The 14,642-nt window shown below is 51.4% G+C and carries 15 protein-coding genes and 1 rRNA gene; 5 read left to right on the top strand and 11 right to left on the bottom strand.

Annotated features, from left to right (window positions below):
- Positions 1 to 71: ribosomal RNA gene (locus D3P08_RS09895) — 16S ribosomal RNA — on the bottom strand; the annotation flags it as partial.
- A 416-nt stretch (positions 72 to 487) separates the two neighbouring features.
- On the opposite strand from D3P08_RS09895, the gene panD reads away from it, so the two are divergent.
- Positions 488 to 865: an aspartate 1-decarboxylase gene (panD, locus tag D3P08_RS09890; RefSeq protein WP_119599469.1), complete on the top strand. Its 378-nt coding sequence runs from the start codon at positions 488 to 490 to the stop codon at positions 863 to 865.
- 41 nt (positions 866 to 906) lie between these two features.
- On the opposite strand, the gene D3P08_RS09885 is transcribed toward panD, so the two are convergent.
- The 3 genes from D3P08_RS09885 to selD form a co-directional block, all read right to left on the bottom strand.
- The gene (locus tag D3P08_RS09885) at positions 907 to 1,635 is read right to left on the bottom strand and encodes a YheC/YheD family protein (RefSeq protein ID WP_119599467.1); all 729 of its coding nucleotides are present in this window, start codon (positions 1,633 to 1,635) and stop codon (positions 907 to 909) included.
- A gap of 637 nt (positions 1,636 to 2,272) precedes the next feature.
- Positions 2,273 to 3,307: a tRNA 2-selenouridine(34) synthase MnmH gene (gene mnmH / locus D3P08_RS09880; RefSeq protein ID WP_119599465.1), complete on the bottom strand. Its 1,035-nt coding sequence runs from the start codon at positions 3,305 to 3,307 to the stop codon at positions 2,273 to 2,275.
- A gap of 26 nt (positions 3,308 to 3,333) precedes the next feature.
- Positions 3,334 to 4,383 (bottom strand): selenide, water dikinase SelD, encoded by a 1,050-nt coding sequence (selD, locus tag D3P08_RS09875; RefSeq protein WP_119599463.1) that lies wholly within the window; start codon positions 4,381 to 4,383, stop codon positions 3,334 to 3,336.
- Between the two features lie 163 nt (positions 4,384 to 4,546).
- Between selD and D3P08_RS09870 the strand changes: the two genes are divergently transcribed.
- The 3 genes from D3P08_RS09870 to D3P08_RS09860 all read left to right on the top strand — a co-directional run bounded on the left by D3P08_RS09870 (position 4,547) and on the right by D3P08_RS09860 (position 7,514).
- Positions 4,547 to 5,614, top strand: coding sequence for a permease (locus tag D3P08_RS09870; RefSeq protein ID WP_119599539.1), 1,068 nt, complete (start codon positions 4,547 to 4,549; stop codon positions 5,612 to 5,614).
- Between the two features lie 118 nt (positions 5,615 to 5,732).
- Entirely contained in the window at positions 5,733 to 6,851 is a 1,119-nt protein-coding gene (locus tag D3P08_RS09865) for a mandelate racemase/muconate lactonizing enzyme family protein (protein WP_119599461.1), read from the top strand.
- 120 nt (positions 6,852 to 6,971) lie between these two features.
- Complete coding sequence (locus D3P08_RS09860; RefSeq protein ID WP_119599459.1) at positions 6,972 to 7,514, top strand: NADPH-dependent FMN reductase; 543 nt, start codon at positions 6,972 to 6,974, stop codon at positions 7,512 to 7,514.
- Between the two features lie 155 nt (positions 7,515 to 7,669).
- Here the strand turns inward: D3P08_RS09860 and D3P08_RS09855 are convergent, their stop codons facing one another.
- From D3P08_RS09855 to D3P08_RS09845, 3 genes are all read right to left on the bottom strand, one after another.
- Positions 7,670 to 7,861 carry a helix-hairpin-helix domain-containing protein gene (locus D3P08_RS09855; protein ID WP_119599457.1) on the bottom strand — a complete coding sequence of 64 codons (192 nt, stop codon included), beginning with the start codon at positions 7,859 to 7,861 and terminating at the stop codon, positions 7,670 to 7,672.
- Between the two features lie 25 nt (positions 7,862 to 7,886).
- A complete protein-coding gene (locus D3P08_RS09850; RefSeq protein WP_119599455.1) occupies positions 7,887 to 9,071 on the bottom strand; it encodes an MFS transporter in 1,185 nt (394 codons plus the stop codon).
- Between the two features lie 161 nt (positions 9,072 to 9,232).
- Positions 9,233 to 9,670, bottom strand: coding sequence for a DUF6376 family protein (locus D3P08_RS09845; protein WP_119599453.1), 438 nt, complete (start codon positions 9,668 to 9,670; stop codon positions 9,233 to 9,235).
- 143 nt (positions 9,671 to 9,813) lie between these two features.
- Here D3P08_RS09845 and D3P08_RS09840 point away from each other — a divergent pair, with 143 nt between their 5' ends.
- Positions 9,814 to 11,025 carry an oxalate decarboxylase family bicupin gene (locus tag D3P08_RS09840; protein ID WP_119599451.1) on the top strand — a complete coding sequence of 404 codons (1,212 nt, stop codon included), beginning with the start codon at positions 9,814 to 9,816 and terminating at the stop codon, positions 11,023 to 11,025.
- 71 nt (positions 11,026 to 11,096) lie between these two features.
- On the opposite strand, the gene D3P08_RS09835 is transcribed toward D3P08_RS09840, so the two are convergent.
- The 4 genes from D3P08_RS09835 to D3P08_RS09820 form a co-directional block, all read right to left on the bottom strand.
- Positions 11,097 to 11,624, bottom strand: a complete 528-nt coding sequence (locus D3P08_RS09835; protein WP_119599449.1) for a YfiT family bacillithiol transferase — start codon at positions 11,622 to 11,624, stop codon at positions 11,097 to 11,099.
- A 114-nt stretch (positions 11,625 to 11,738) separates the two neighbouring features.
- Positions 11,739 to 12,623: a hypothetical protein gene (locus D3P08_RS09830; protein WP_119599447.1), complete on the bottom strand. Its 885-nt coding sequence runs from the start codon at positions 12,621 to 12,623 to the stop codon at positions 11,739 to 11,741.
- A gap of 5 nt (positions 12,624 to 12,628) precedes the next feature.
- Positions 12,629 to 13,588, bottom strand: a complete 960-nt coding sequence (locus D3P08_RS09825; RefSeq protein ID WP_240647400.1) for a helix-turn-helix transcriptional regulator — start codon at positions 13,586 to 13,588, stop codon at positions 12,629 to 12,631.
- 78 nt (positions 13,589 to 13,666) lie between these two features.
- A complete protein-coding gene (locus tag D3P08_RS09820; protein ID WP_240647399.1) occupies positions 13,667 to 14,635 on the bottom strand; it encodes an NAD(P)H-quinone oxidoreductase in 969 nt (322 codons plus the stop codon).
- Between the last annotated feature and the right edge of the window lie 7 nt (positions 14,636 to 14,642).

Raw genomic sequence — 14,642 nt, 5'->3', positions numbered from 1 at the left:
CTCCGCTCGACTTGCATGTATTAGGCACGCCGCCAGCGTTCGTCCTGAGCCAGGATCAAACTCTCCATAAAAGTGTTTGATTGCTCATTACGTTTGTTGCTTGAAGCTTTTCGCATCGGCTAAAGCCGAGTACGAAAACTTCTTATATCTATTAACTCGTTACCGAATTAACAGGGCAGTTTCGCTCGTTGTTCAGTTTTCAAAGAACAATACTTCTTTCGTTGCCGACCGCCTATTTCGTGGCCGGACTAATAATATATCACGAATCGTTACATGAAATCAACTGGAAATTGATGCCGTTCGATTCGTTTCTCATTTCCGATCCGCTTGTCTCGCGGCCGGAATAAGAATATACCATGAATCGATGACCGGAATCAACTGGGAGTTTCTCACATTTAAATCGAGGAAACATACAGCCCCAAATGACCAGCGCAGTCTCCGATTGCAGGGCATATGATAGTGAAGGTGTAAATGAGGAGGATCAAGAATGCAACGTTTGATGTGCAAAGGTAAGATACATCGGGCAGTTGTCACCGAAGCCGACTTAAATTATGTCGGCAGCATAACGATAGACGCGCTGCTCATGAAGGCGGCCGATATTCGTCCATACGAGATTGTGCAAGTGACGAGCTTGCGTAATGCGACGCGTTGGAAAACGTACGCCCTCCCCGCAGCCGAGGGCTCGGGTAAAATATGTTTAAACGGTCCTCCCGCGCATTTATTTCAACCGGGCGACTTGATCATTATACTCAGTATGGGCCTGTATGAGGATGCGGATATCGATCAACTTCGCCCAACGGTCGTATTCGTCGATGAAAACAATCAGATAACGCGGACAGTAAGCTATCCGCTAGATGGCGCCTGAAATCGTAAGAACCCTGACGGCGTCAGGGTTCTCGAAAGCTATCAGCGATATGATTTAATTCGGCGATACGTCTTGCCGAACTTTTCGAACAATCCGGCCATTGGTTTGAAGTTTGGTTCGATGATCCATACTTTTCCGGAAGCATCGAGGCCAATATCGAGCCCGACCGTTCGTATGCTTCGATAGTATCCTTGCAGCACCCTGGCAGATCGAAGCGAAATGCGATCAATACGTCTTATTATGGCTGAGGAACGCTTCAATGACAGCTTGGATCGCCGGAGCGCCTCCGCAAGCGAAAGGATTTTGCCGCTGCTGCGGTCAACATTCGTTATGATGTACCCTCTGCCCGCTACCTTAGCAAGCCTTCCCGTCACCTTCCAATCCTTTCTTCCAGCATGCCGCTGCACCATGATCCGCAAATCATAGGGCCGCCCGCCAACCGTTGCAAGCGGAATACGGCGCTGAACAATATAACTGCCGTTCATCCGCCGTCTAAGTGCTGACCACAGCTGCTCTCGAGTGCTGTAATACCAGCGAGTCCTCTCCACATGCAGGCAATAACCCACACTCGAGATCGAGACGAGCATGACACCTTTCCCGCCCCATTGGCTAGTCGGCTTAACGATGACACTTCGATAACGGCTAAGCATGTCGAAAAAATTTTCCCGGGTCATCAGTCGCGTCGAAGGCAGCGCCTTACGAAGAAGCGGATCATGCGACATCACTTTATGTTTGATCCATTTGCTTCTGCTTCGGCTTGCAGTCGTCATATCTACCCCCGCCCTTTCGTATGAAATAGTTGATTCAAATTTATTTAACGGAGGAATGCTTTATTCAAAGATGCGCTCGTATTTCAGCCTATGTGCTGTGTTGAATAGAACAACATGGTCGCCCCATGGTTTCGACTACTCGGAAGGAGTGCGCCCAAGTTGCCGCGCCCTCCAGCGAAGCGGAAATAGCTTGTTCTGGGCATCCGCTATTTCCTGGCGGCTACCCGCAATGGCCGTTCCATTCGTTTCATCGATTATTCGATAAGTAACGTTATGTCCGGCGAGTAAGGTGCCCGCATCCCAATAGCTGCCGCAAGAGGGGCGCAGTCCTCTTCCTGCATGCACACCATACAGGGCATTGGACCTGTTACGAGGCCAAGCTCGAGCAGCGATCCTCCGCACGCGCATTTAACTTGATGATAGGAAAAAGAATGGAATATACCGCATATTGCGCAAGTCATTCCTGCCGTTGACATACCTCCTGCGAAGGTTCGGTACGATCTATTTATCTATTATACCGCTATAGTATTCTCTCATTCTCGCACGGACACGGTACGTACCTACCAAATCTATTCTTTTTGACACACAAAAAAAGCAATGGATACCCTAGCAATCAAGTCACTAGAGTATGCATTGCTTATCTGTTTTCTTTTATGATCTCTTCAACCCTGCGATGCGCTTCTTCAACGGTATCTGCTTGCACAATCTCATTCATATGCTCATGATGCTCCCCGGAAGAGTGCGAGTACCGCGGATCATAATAATGCTCTAGCAGCAATTTAACCGCTTTTTCAAATCTTTCGCTTACCAAACATTGTTCAATCTCGGAAGCGATCGGCGTATGGATTCTCGATTTAATAACCCGGAACGACCGCAAGCAAGACTCAAGGTTATCCCATGGCTTGTAATCCTGAATAATTTGTTTTACGCGCGCTTCAATCGGAAGCTCAATCAAAATATGAAAGCCATCGGCTCTCCAATTCATGATGAGCTCTGGAACCGTAATATTTCCGATTTTACGGCTTTCCGCCTCAAATATCATATAAGCGGATTCCTGACGCGCCAATATTTCATCGAATAAAAGCGCGTCGAACTTCTTCTGATTATGGGGCGGCTTTCCCATCGTGCCGAATATGGAGCCCCGGTGACCCGCCAGTGCTTCCAAATCGAGGACGGGATGCCCGTTTTCTTTTAGCTTATGCAGGATAGCCGTCTTCCCGCTTCCCGTATTCCCGTGAAGGACGAACGAACGCGGTTTAAACGATATGTCATTCAGCTTTTCGACAATGAACTGTCGGTAAGCGCGGTATCCGCCGTTGATCCGATAAGCGCGAATGCCCATAAGGGAGAGCACGGTTGCGGTTGTTTTGCTCCGCATGCCGCCGCGCCAGCAGAAAACCGCTTTGTTGTTCGGCAGCTCAGCAAATTGTTTAATAAAAGCCGGCAGCTTGGCCGAAACGATCTCCAGCCCTCTCTCCTTGGCGGCGGCAACGCTGACTTGCTTGTAGATCGTGCCGATCTCGGCGCGTTCCTGATCATCGAATATCGGAATGTTCAGGCTGCCGGGTATGGACGCGTCGCGGAACTCGGACGGCGATCTGACGTCGATTAGCGTAAGCTCTCCGCGCTTGCGCAGCTCCATACTTTCTTCGACTGTGATGTCCTGAAACATGATGTGTGACTCCTTTGTTTTCTAGACTAGAGAACAGTAATGCGTCCAGGGTTCTCTGACGTAACTTCCCCAATCATGCTTGCCTCAACGCCCGCCGCCTTCAGTTCCTCCAACAAACGATCCGCATGATCCGATGAAGAAGCGATCAGCAGACCGCCGGACGTTACCGCATCGCATAATATCCAGCGGTCGATCTGGTCCATCGCGATTGGAAACGCCACGTCGTTTTCGACATGCTTGTAATTGTTTTTGGTGCCTCCGGGAACGAAGCCGTTATCAGCTAGTTCTCTTACCCGCGGCAGCTTAGGCACGGCCGCGTTGTGAATGACAATACCTGCTCCACTGCCTTTCGCCATTTCCAGCGCGTGTCCGATGAGGCCAAAACCGGTTACGTCCGTACAAGCGTGCGTCTCATACTTGTTCATGATTTCTGCCGATGTTTTGTTCAGCGCAGCCATCACCTCGGTTACCCGCGTTATTTCCTCGCCGGAAAGCTGATCCTTTTTAATCGATGTGGTCATAATGCCTACACCGATCGGCTTGGTCAGAATAAGCTTGTCCCCCGGCTTCGCTCCCGCATTCGTTTTGACCTTGTCAGGATGCACGACCCCCGTTACCGCAAGACCGAACTTCGGCTCCTTGTCATCGATCGAGTGGCCGCCGACTAATGTAGCGCCGGCTTCCTTCACTTTATCCGCCGCGCCGCGCAAAATATCGGCTAATATACGCTTGTCCAGCGTAGAGATCGGAAATGCCACAATATTTAACACCGTTAACGGCTTGCCGCCCATCGCGTATATATCGCTAATCGCGTTAGCGGCAGCAATCTGGCCGAACGAATACGGATCATCGACAATCGGCGTGAAAAAATCGACAGTCTGCACCATGGCCATTTCATCGTTAAGGCGGAATACGCCCGCGTCGTCGCTCGTTTCAATGCCTACAAGCAGGTCCGGATGGCGTTCTGCCGCAGGCAAGCTGGAGATGACCTCCTTTAAATCGGCCGGGCCAATCTTGCAGCCGCAGCCGCCTTTGCTGGATAAGGAAGTAAGTTTTATCGTATCGTTTGCACTCATGATTCATGTCCCTCTTTCTATCGTTATAGATAGGTTGATAAAAAAATCGTACATGATGATCGCGCCGAAGGCAAATTTTTTCAAACAGACGGTTAACGAGTTGTGCTATAATTTCATATTGGTTATGTTCCATCTCATTCATCTCAGACATTCGGAGGAAAATATGCAGATTACTCATGAGCCTTCTGTTAAGCCGAACCATCATCCTCGCCGCTTATGGTTGATGTTAGGCCTATTTATAATTATTACAGTAGCGGGACTGGCGTATGTCAAATGGTGGCCTTATTACGATAAAGCGTTGATCGCCATAAATGACCGGTCCATTGGGTCCTCCATACTGACAGGAGTCGGCAGCGATGTGTCCGGCTCGATATGGGAAACGTCATTGGATTACACCATCAAATATTTTAAAGCAATTTGGAAAGCCGCTGTGCTTGGCATGATTATCGCGGCGATGATCCAAGCTTTGCTTCCTGCAAACTGGCTGCAAAGACTGCTCGGCCGGAAATCAATGAAAAGCACCCTGATCGGCGGCGTCTCCGCAATGCCAGGCATGATGTGCACCTGCTGCGCGGCTCCCATCGCGGCGGAGATGAAACAATCGAAAGCATCCGTAGGCGCCAGCCTTGCGTTTTGGCTTGGCAACCCGCTTTTGAATCCGGCGACGCTTATCTTTATGACCTTTGTCCTGTCATGGAAATTTACCGTTCTGCGCCTTGTCTTCGGCATCATCGTAACGTTTGGCGTTAGCTATATCGCCAACCGGTTTGCGGATCCTGACAAAGCGGGCAAATTTCTGGAGCGTCAGCGGCAAGCGGCTCCTCCTCAGCCTCGTTCTTTCGGGCTTCGCTGGCTGAAAAGCCTATCGGTTATGTTCCTGCAAGTCGCGCCTGTGTATGTGGCATCGGTCTTCATTCTCGCCATCCTGCAGCACTTTATGTTCCCGGTATGGATGAATGAAGGCATCGTGGCGATCATCGTTTTCGCCATAGCTGGTACATTGTTTGTTATCCCGACAGCAGCTGAAATTCCGATCATTCAATCGTTCCAATCCCTAGGAGCTGGAGCAGGGCCTGCGTCGGCGCTTCTTATCACGCTGCCGGCAATCAGCCTCCCTTCTGTTCTGCTTGTGTCGAAGGCTTTTTCGTTGAAGGTGCTTTTCTTTGTTACAGGTTCGGTTATCGTGCTAGGTGCCGTTTGTGGAATAATCGGTTCAATCTGGCTGACATAATATCGCGCACCCTACGCTCTGTTCGGTCTTGCTAAAAGACTAAACGGAGTTTTTTTATTGGAATGACTTCCTTACGCCCGCGGCATATTAAGAAAAATGCAGCTCTGGAGGTCTCTTCTTGCTTATTCGTCGTATTGAAACATTCCCGCTCTATTACCCGATCCCCCAGCCTTATGGGGATGCAAACGGGATCAAATCGTATCGATCCGCCTTCTTCATTCGCATCACAACGGATGATGGCATTCAAGGCTGGGGCGAATGCGAGGACTGGCTTCCTACTTTACAGAAAGGGTTTGAAGACCGGATCATCCCCTATCTGACCGGCAAAAACGCAAATGACCGGACACAAATCGTGCGTCAGATAGCGAAATGGCATGCTCGCTCCGCCTCGGCTGTGAGCATGGCGCTTACGGAAATTTTTGCAAAAAGCGCTGGAAAATCCGTATGCGAACTGTGGGGCGGAAAACAGCGGGACAAGGTTCCCTTATACGCTTCGTTTCAGTCGTATTCCGAACGCTCGGACTGGGTGAAGCATTCGCTTCATCTTATTGAAGCAGCGTTGAACGCGGGCTTTTCTTCCTTCAAGGTGAAGATCGGCGGCAAAACGTTAGAGGAAGATAGGATGCACATCCTTGAAGTGCAGGCATTACTGCGGGAAAAAGGCCAGCTGGCGTTAGACGCCAACGGAAGCTACGATTACGCAACCGCTATCCGTCTCCTCCCTTTGCTTGAGCAATGGTCTAATCTATTGTGGCTGGAGGAACCTCTTCCGATTGAGCAAACGCATAACTACAATTTGCTGCGCCAAAGAATGTTTCTGCCGATAGCAGGAGGCGAAGATATGAAGCTCGCGTCTGATTTCCTGCCTCTCCTGACCGGTCATGCGCTGGACATCGTAACGCCCGATCTGCTCCATTTGAATGGGATGGATGAATATTGGGGCACTTTACATTTGGCATGTAATTTTGGCGCGCGAATATCTCCGCATGCTTACGACGGCGCCTTAACTCGGTTATACGCTATTTTGGCTCAGGCCTGCCTTGTCTCGTGGTGCAAAATGAAGCCCGATACGATCGATCCGGTCGAATGGGATGTCATGGACAACCCGTTTACGGAGCTGCTCCCCTTGAGGCCTGTGAACGGCGAAGTAACCGTGCCGGGCGGATTAGGAATCGGGATCGAGCTCGACGTTGAACGGATGAACGCCTATTTATGGGACGGAAGCCGTTATCGTTAACGGGTTCATCTCAACCGAGTGGAAAATACTTCAAATCATTGTTAAAATGTATAGAAGCAGAATATTAGACAGAAGCTGAGACAGGTTTTGAAAAATGATCGTACTAAAGGAGGAAGTGTAATGAGTAAATTGAACATCGGGATTATTTTGGGCAGCACCCGCCAAGGACGTGTAAGCCCGCAGGTTGGCGAATGGGTCAAAGGGATTGCGGATAAACGCGGAGATGCCAATTACGAAATCGTCGACATCGCCGATTACAAGCTTCCGCTGTTCGGGGAAGTGGATGCGTCAGAACAGGCGGCTGCTTGGAACAAAAAGCTGGAAAGCTTGGACGGCTTCGTCTTTATTGTGCAGGAGTACAATCACAGCATTACAGGCGCCCTGAAAAATGCTCTTGATTATGCGAGAGAAGCTTGGAATAATAAGGCTGCCGGCATTGTTAGCTACGGCTCTGTGGGAGGCGCTCGCGCAGCAGAGCATCTGAGAGGGATTTTAGGCGAACTGTCCGTAGCCGACGTCCGGGTTCATCCTGCCCTGTCGTTATTTACAGATTTCGAGAACGGTACCGTTTTTAAACCGGCCGATCTACATCTTACGAACGTCAACGGTATGCTGGATCAAGTATTGGCATGGAGCGGCGCTTTAAAAACGTTAAGATCGTAAACCAAAGGAAACACCCTGCAGCGGACTTCAAGTCTGCCGCAGGGTGTTGTTTTATGGGAAACGTATATCCGCTTTCCTGCCCGGACCTCTTAGCCAAGTCTCAGTAGTGGAGCAAAAAACCACCTTCAAATTGAAGGTGGTTTCTTTACGATAGCTTACGGCAGGAACGTCATGCCGCGCTCTCCAAGCGCTTCCTTTAAAATGCGAATCGCTTTTGGCCCCATCCCATGCAGCCTCAACAATTCCTTCTCGCTGACGCCGGCCAGCTGCTCAAGCTTCGTATAACCGGCGTTAATAAGGGCTCGCTCAGCCGGCTTTGATGTTTTTGGAAAATCCGTGTCTGCCATCTACGGCATTCCTCCTCCAATAAACTTAAGAAGATTGTAGCGTTTGTTTCGGCCGAAACACAAATCCAAGCAGCGCAAATAATAGAAATGCCGCACCGAGAAATAGGAATATGCTATGAATGGAAAGATAGCGAATGCCATATCCGCCTAGCGATGGGCCTAATATACTCCCGATGCTGAAATGGATCGAGGCGATCACGTTCGCGGCGGGAAGTATAGCTTTCGGCAGCAGATCCGCCGCGTAAGCTAGTCCGAGCGAATAAAAGGAGCCTACGACGCCTCCGGCGATAATGAACAGCAGGAACAGCAGCCAAAGCTGTCCGCCGGCGGCTGGAATCAGCAAGAAAGCGATGGACCCGACAATCCCGCAAGCGATTAGAATCGGTTTCCGTCCGATGCGGTCGCTCCATATCCCGAGCGGGAGCTGAAGAATAAGACTCCCTACCCCAAATGACAGCAGCAGCAGCGAAATCCAGTGCTGGCTCAGGTCGATCCGCAGCCCGTAAAGCGGGAAATTGCTGTTCATCGAGGATTCCATCAATCCATAGAGGAAGCCCGGAATAAGCACAAACCAGGCGATTCGATAGGTTCGGAAAAATCGATTTTCCGTTGCTTCCCCCTTCTCTGTTCTTTCCGGCCATTCATTGCGAATCCGCAGCACGAGCAGGAGCACAATCGCGAAGAACAGCGCGCTAGCCAGAAACGGCACGGCTCGTCCAAGCGGCAGCAGATTGATACCGAGCGGTCCGATACTGAAGCCGATCCCGTATGACATGCCGTACAAGGAGATGAACCGTCCTCTGCGGTCCGGCGGGCTCGAACTGACAATCCAGAGCTGCGTCGCATAATGGAGCGAGCTGTCGCCTATTCCGACGAGCATCCGAAGCACAAACCACACCGCAAGCGATTGCGTGAATGGGAAGAGAAGCGTTGATAGGGTAACGAGGGCTACACCTGCTACGATAACTTTTTTGTACCCAAAACGTATGACCGGCTTCTCAACGAAAAACATCGTGCAAAAAATACCGATATACATTGCCGCCGAATTGATGCCGTTCATATCGGACGATACGCCCGCATCCTCCAATAAGATCGATAGCAGCGGCAGCAGGAGACCTTGGCTCATGCCCGCAACGATGACAACAAGCAGCAATGTAATCAAACGATAATTGGTAGAAAGCGAAGCCGAAGCGATAGACGATGATGACAAACCGTTGCACTCTCCTTGATTCGATTAAGCGATAAATCCCTCACACATTGTACCTTCGACGGGTTGGCAAGGCAATAGCAATTATGCGAAAGCGACAAGGACTCCATGCGTTCTCGCATGGAGTCCTTATGCGTTCTCGCATGGAGTCCTTGTGACTTCCCTTATGGAGCTAAGCTGTTCAGCTGATCCAGGAGCTCATTGATTTGACTGACGGTATCAGGGATGCCGGTCGACTCGAAGGCTGCCTTCCCCGCCTCGATATTGGCAAGCGCCTGATCGATTCCTTGCTGCAGCTGCTCGTTATAGGAGACGATCGAAGCATGCAGATCCTTCGCGTAATCCGGAACCTGCAGCGCGTCATAGTTGACGATCTGCTCCTTCAATTGCTCCAGCCTCTCCACCAGATTGGCCTGGGCAGTAAGGTCAGTGAGCGCTTGCTCGGCCATCCCGTTCATTTCTTGTCCAAATTCGGTCAAGCTGTTCATATATTCGGTCGTTTCCGTCGCAAAGCTGACTCCTTGGTTGACTTCCTCCAAAATGCCGCATCCAGGGGCAACCATTAGCGTTACAGCCATTAACCATACAAACAATCGTTTCATCCTTTTCCCCACTCCTCTATTAAACGCTCGGATCAAATCCTTCCCTAACGCGTCTATTTCACCATTCCCTTTCATAACCATACGGAAGCAGGAGTTTGAGGTTTCGTCGGCTTTTGGAATTTCGGTGTTTAGGAGGTAACAAGATGTCACAAAACCATGAGAGCAGCGGCAATCGCCCGCATGTGAACGTTCCTCAGCCCATACGCAGCGATGGCATGGGCGGAGTCGACCGTGGACCGCGCGATGTGCTCCGCGACTTGCAAAATCCGGATATGCTTGTCCCGCCGAAAACGGATAACGGTCTCATTCCGAATCTTCGATTCTCTTTCTCGGATACGCATATGCAGCTGAATCATGGAGGCTGGTCAAGAGAAATTACCGTTCGGGAGCTTCCGATCGCCACCACGCTCGCAGGAGTCAATATGAGCTTGACGCCAGGAGGCGTGCGCGAGCTGCATTGGCATCAGCAAGCGGAATGGTCGTACATGCTCGTTGGTCGCGCGCGAATTACGGCGGTGGATCAATCCGGCCGTAACTTCATCGCCGATGTGGGACCCGGCGATCTTTGGTATTTCCCGCCGGGTATTCCCCACTCGATTCAGGGCTTGGAGGAAGGCTGCGAGTTTCTGCTTGTGTTCGATGACGGAACCTTCTCCGATCTCAATACGCTTTCGCTATCAGACTGGTTCGCCCATACGCCGAAGGACGTGTTATCCGCTAATTTCGGCGTGCCCGAAGCCGCATTTGCCAACATTCCGAAGGAGCAGGTGTACATTTATCAGGCGCCTGTTCCGGGACCGCTGCCCACTCAATCCGTAGAGTCGCCGTATGGGCATGTCCCTCTTTCCTTCAAGTATGAGCTTCTCGCTCAAGCTCCGATCCGCACACCGGGGGGAAGCGTCCGCATTGTGGATTCCACCGTCTTCCCGATTTCAAAAACGATTGCCGCCGCGTTAGTCGAAATCGAACCGGGGGCTATGCGGGAATTGCATTGGCATCCGAACAATGATGAATGGCAATATTATTTGACCGGGCAAGGACGCATGACCGTGTTCGGAGCGGAAGGAAATGCACGAACCTTTGATGTTAGAGCGGGAGATGTCGGCTATGTCCCCTTTGCGTTCGGTCACTATATTCAGAACACGGGCACGGAGACGTTATGGTTTCTGGAAATGTTCAAAAGCGACCGTTTCGCCGATGTATCGCTTAACCAGTGGCTGGCATTAACGCCGCATGCGCTTGTAGAAAGCAATTTGAACGTAGACGCAGACTTTATTTCCCGTCTTCGTAAAGAGAAATGGCCGGTTGTCAAATATCCGGGCTACTCGCACCCCGGGGAACCTCCAAGAACATAAGGAGAGTCTCTTCCCCACCCTCGAAATAAACAAGAGGAGGAGCCCTCTAACGGTCTCCCCCTCTTAGGTCGTTATGTCCAGTTCATTCGGCTTTTCAAGCCTGTAATATGCGCGAGATGATGCTTTCCGTGCCAAGAATAGAGGCCGATATTTCGATCAAGCCGGATGCTCGTTTGCGACCCAGGATGATAAAATGTGCGGCTGAACTGCTCCTCTGTCATGGAACGAAGAAGAGTTACCCATCTGCGGTGCAAAGCGTCCAGCAACTGAAGCGAGGTTTCTACCGGCTCTTCGTCCGTATCGGACAGCTCGGCCCACAGCCCTTCTTCATAAGGCTTAATTGTTGGGTTCTCTTCTGTCAAAGCCAGCTTAAACCGGATATAGCTGTGCATATGACTGTCCGCCACATGGTGAACGACTTGGCGAATCGTCCATCCGCCATCACGGTAAGGTGCGGCAAGCTGCTCTTCCGTTAACCCATCAACCGCTTGGCGCAGCAGACCGGGAAGCTCCTCGAGGTCTTGAATCCATGCTTGTCTTTGATCGGCTGTAATGTCGCCATTATGTGCAAACTTTCCAATCGGGTACCTGAAATCCATAGGCTCATCTCCTCTAATTTCATTGCGCGCAAGCTTTCTATTGGCATCATTCTAATAGAGAACCGGTTGTACGTTAATGCAGGATTTCGATGAAAGTTTGCAGATTTTGGATCGTTAAAGCTTGCCAAATGCTCTTAGCGTTTTTAGCCTTTCGACGGTCAATGACCCTCGCCATTCTAATTCGCCAAGCGAACTTACGGCAGGGAAGTTGATTGGCCAGCCGCCGTCCCCCTCTTGCTCGGCAATCAATGCCGACAAATGCTCTTCGATTTCAGCTTCCGTTACGAATTGTGCGGCATAGCTCTGTGGACCGGTGACCCAATCCAGCACTTTATGAACATAGCCTTCTGCATGCGGATTTCTTTCGATTACACCTGGGCTCGCAAGCCATTCGTCAAATCGGCGTTTCGTGTCAATGCTGCGATAGCTCTCAGGAGCGTGCTCCAAAAACGTAATCCACTGTATACCGTCATGATAACCGGCGGGAGTGCCTTGCTCCATCGTCTTTTTCACAAAATTCAGACTACGCTTGAACCACTCTTCCTCTACGAAATCGTTCCTCGTCTTTTGCTTCAGCAAATATCCCATAATTTGGCCTGTCGGATTTATGGATGCGGCGCCGTCGTCCTCGATCTTCCACCATGGCGCATGCGGATATTGCTGCAGGCTCCGATACGCCAGCGGAAACCCTCCCCCTGGTACAGCAATGGCTTTTAGATACCTAATAATACCGTTTAAAATATCTGCATCAAAACAATCAAGCTCGGACATGACGTAAAGCGCGTATTCGGTTGGCACCGGCTGGCTATTGGGGCATCGAATATCGGGCTCCAGTGCGTTTCCGAAGCCGCCGTCATCATTCTGATAGGCTTTTAGCGCGCGCAGCACCTCTTCCTTCGAACCGCCTTCGAACAAATATTCGAACCGCTTCCGGTCGAGCAATCTCGCATTACTATAAATAAATGCTCTAGCCTGTTCCAAAACATTCGATTGCACCATATCCCTTATCCTCCTGTTATCCTAGTTTCGGAAGGCTTACTTGCATAACGCTCGGTCAAGCTTAATCCCTGTTTGTACAATTCATCGCGCAGCTCTAATGGCTCAAGCACCATGGCATCCGTTCCCAGCGCGTAGAAGAACTTGATGGCCCAATTCCATTCGCTGGACGGGCAAGTGAAGGCGAGCTCCCACTCCTCATCGTCGATCTGCCTCACCTGATGGCCGACATGCGGATCCTGCTCAGCGAGAAGCGCCCCTCGATAAGACAGTCGGGCGACTACCGGGATATCTGCCGCGGCATGACCAGTCTCTCCCGCTACCTGCTGCAGAATGGCTTCGTCGGGCTTCGCCGCATGCTCGATCTGCGTGAAACGATCCGCTCGGAACGTGCGATTCTCCCTATGCTCGGGCGAGTAGGCTTCGCAATACCAGAAACCATGCGCCGTATACACTTTTATCGGCTTTATGGTTATCCAGCGCTGCTTGCGCTCCGACCGGTAATACGCGCGAATCCATCGAGAGCTTGCGGCATGATCGAGCAGCTGGTTGAGGAGCGGCGTTCTTTGCGGACGATCCGGAATATCGATTTCAATATGCTCCAGCATCGGCTCCACCTGCTGAAGTACAGACTGAGGAAGACAAGCTCTGATCTTGTCGGCAACCGTCCATCGCGCTTGGTGGAACGGCGTGTCTGTCAGCTTTGTAACGGCGTCCAAGGCGAACAATATCGCGAACGCTTCCTTCGCGTCGAAGTGGAGCGGCGGCAGCTTATATCCGTCCATCAAGCGGAATCCGCCCGATGGACCCGGAACGGCGTACAGCGGAATCCCGATCTCAGACAGCGCCTGCATATCCCTTAGGATCGTGCGTTTAGATACTTCAAGCTTCTCCGCTAATGCTTGCGCCGTCTCAGAACGATGCTGCAGCGCAATAAGTATGGCCATAAGCCTGTCCGAACGCTTCAAGTTTGTCCTCCCTTCAAACAAACTCAGTATAACAGCGGAATGATGACAGGTTGCATGTCATCATTTTGTGGAGGTTCTTTACGTAATGTTCATCACGATCTTGCCGATGTTGCGATTCTGCTCCATATAGAGATGCGCTTCCTCTACCTGGCTCCAGTCCCACTCGGAATCGATGATTGGTCGAATCTCGCCTGTACTTATACGCGGTAAAATTTCATTTACAAAATCGGCGGTAAGCGCCGCTTTCCGTTCACGCGATAAGGTGCGCAGCGAGGTTCCGATGATTTGCAGCCGACGGGACAGCAGCATGCCCAGATTTACGTCCGGAACGTTAGCGCCGCCGAGCAAGCCAACGATAATAAGCCTGCCGTCAAGAGCAAGCGAGGCTGCATTCTGCTCCCAATAGGACGCTCCGACAAAATCCAGGATGACGTCGACGCCGCGATTTTCCGTAAAAGCCATAACGGCCGGCAAAAACGGCCCTTCGCGATAATCGACTGCGAGATCCGCGCCAAGTCGCAAGCAGGCTTCTCGCTTCGCCGGCGAACCTGCTGTCACGATCACTGTGCAGCCTGCCGCTTTCGCAAGCTGGATGGCAGCTGTACCAACACCGCTCGCGCCGGCATGGATGAGCGCGGTACGGCCGGCCTTCAAGCCTCCCAGCTTGAACAAGTTCAAATACGCGGTCAGGAATACCTCCGGAATGGATGCCGCCTCCGCGAATGACAGCCGATCCGGTATCGGCATCGCCATATCCGCAGGCAGCCGTACGCGTTCAGCATAGCCGCCGCCTGGCAATAAAGCCATGACTCGGTCCCCTTTTTTCCATGGTCCTGCCGGCCCCTCCACTACGCCGGCCATTTCCAGGCCGAGAATCGCGGTGGCTCCCGGTGGCGGCGGGTACTGTCCGCGCTTCTGAAGCAAGTCCGCGCGGTTCAGCGCAGTCGCCTTTACACGCACCAACAATTCGCCGTCCGCAAGCTTCGGCTCATCCGTTTCTCCTATGTATAGCGCTTTTGATTCAAGGTGCTGCAGCACTGCTTTCACGAACCCT

It is taken from the genome of Paenibacillus nanensis, assembly GCF_003583765.1.
GTDB classification, from domain to species: Bacteria; Bacillota; Bacilli; order Paenibacillales; family Paenibacillaceae; genus Pristimantibacillus; species Pristimantibacillus nanensis.
Note: the sequence above shows the minus strand (reverse complement) of the source record. Positions and strands in the feature narration are given on the sequence as shown.

Bases quoted from the DNA above. Each gene is read 5' to 3' on its own strand.
- panD (WP_119599469.1), top strand. From the start codon at position 488: ATGCAACGTTTGATGTGCAAAGGTAAGATACATCGGGCAGTTGTCACC.
- D3P08_RS09885 (WP_119599467.1), bottom strand. From the start codon at position 1,635: ATGACGACTGCAAGCCGAAGCAGAAGCAAATGGATCAAACATAAAGTG.
- mnmH (WP_119599465.1), bottom strand. From the start codon at position 3,307: ATGTTTCAGGACATCACAGTCGAAGAAAGTATGGAGCTGCGCAAGCGC.
- selD (WP_119599463.1), bottom strand. From the start codon at position 4,383: ATGAGTGCAAACGATACGATAAAACTTACTTCCTTATCCAGCAAAGGC.
- D3P08_RS09870 (WP_119599539.1), top strand. From the start codon at position 4,547: ATGCAGATTACTCATGAGCCTTCTGTTAAGCCGAACCATCATCCTCGC.
- D3P08_RS09860 (WP_119599459.1), top strand. From the start codon at position 6,972: ATGAGTAAATTGAACATCGGGATTATTTTGGGCAGCACCCGCCAAGGA.
- D3P08_RS09855 (WP_119599457.1), bottom strand. From the start codon at position 7,861: ATGGCAGACACGGATTTTCCAAAAACATCAAAGCCGGCTGAGCGAGCC.
- D3P08_RS09845 (WP_119599453.1), bottom strand. From the start codon at position 9,670: ATGAAACGATTGTTTGTATGGTTAATGGCTGTAACGCTAATGGTTGCC.
- D3P08_RS09840 (WP_119599451.1), top strand. From the start codon at position 9,814: ATGTCACAAAACCATGAGAGCAGCGGCAATCGCCCGCATGTGAACGTT.
- D3P08_RS09835 (WP_119599449.1), bottom strand. From the start codon at position 11,624: ATGGATTTCAGGTACCCGATTGGAAAGTTTGCACATAATGGCGACATT.
- D3P08_RS09830 (WP_119599447.1), bottom strand. From the start codon at position 12,623: ATGGTGCAATCGAATGTTTTGGAACAGGCTAGAGCATTTATTTATAGT.